Source organism: Limnobacter humi, from assembly GCF_024518835.1.
GTDB classification, from domain to species: domain Bacteria; phylum Pseudomonadota; class Gammaproteobacteria; order Burkholderiales; family Burkholderiaceae_B; genus Limnobacter; species Limnobacter humi.
The window spans coordinates 1-733 of the sequence record NZ_JANIGO010000014.1 but is presented as its reverse complement, the minus strand read 5'-3'; the positions used below and the strand labels follow the sequence as shown (position 1 = coordinate 733).

Here is a 733-nt window from a genome sequence, read left to right as displayed (position 1 = left end):
CCTTTTTCACCAGTCCGCCGGATTGGTCAACTCACAAGATTTGTCCGGATCATTGTTTACACACAATCTCTTTCTAGCAGTGGCTGAACCTGACGATTCCCAAGCGCCGCGCGACGCGCTATTGTCAGTCGTATCAAGAGTGAATCGGGTGAATCATGTGTCGATGGGCAGCCTATCTCGGACCTCAGCTTTATCTCGAAGATGTCATTGCTTCGCCCTGCCATTCACTGATCGCCCAGAGCCATGATGCGCACGAGGCCAAGACCCGCACCAATGGCGATGGTTTCGGCGTTGCCTGGTATGGCGAGCGGCCGGAACCTGGCCTTTACCGCGATATTCTCCCTGCCTGGTCCGACCAGAACCTGAAGAGCCTGTCGCGGCAGATCCGGTCGCACCTGTTTCTCGCCCATGTGCGCGCCTCCACCGGCGGCTCGACCAGCCGGACCAATTGCCATCCGTTCGTCTCGGGCCAATGGAGTTTCATGCACAACGGACAGATCGGCCATTTCGACCGGCTGCGGCGCGGGCTGGAAGCCAAGCTCGACGATGCGCTCTATGTGCAGAAGCTGGGATCGACGGATTCGGAGCTGATTTTCTTGCTGATGCTGCAGCACGGCCTGGACAAGGACCCGGCGCAGTCTCTCGTTGAAACGGTCAATGTCATCACCGCCGAGGCGGAGCGCGCCGGCGTGCCGCCCTTCATCCGGCTGACCGCGGCATTTTCCGACGGGAC

Annotated in this window: 1 protein-coding gene; it reads left to right on the top strand. The window is 59.6% G+C overall.

Going from position 1 to position 733, the window contains the following annotated elements; all coding sequences use genetic code 11:
• Window positions 1-155: 155 nt before the first annotated feature.
• The coding region (locus NQT62_RS15325) for a class II glutamine amidotransferase (protein ID WP_256765621.1) at window positions 156-733 on the top strand (578 nt) is incomplete at its 3' end.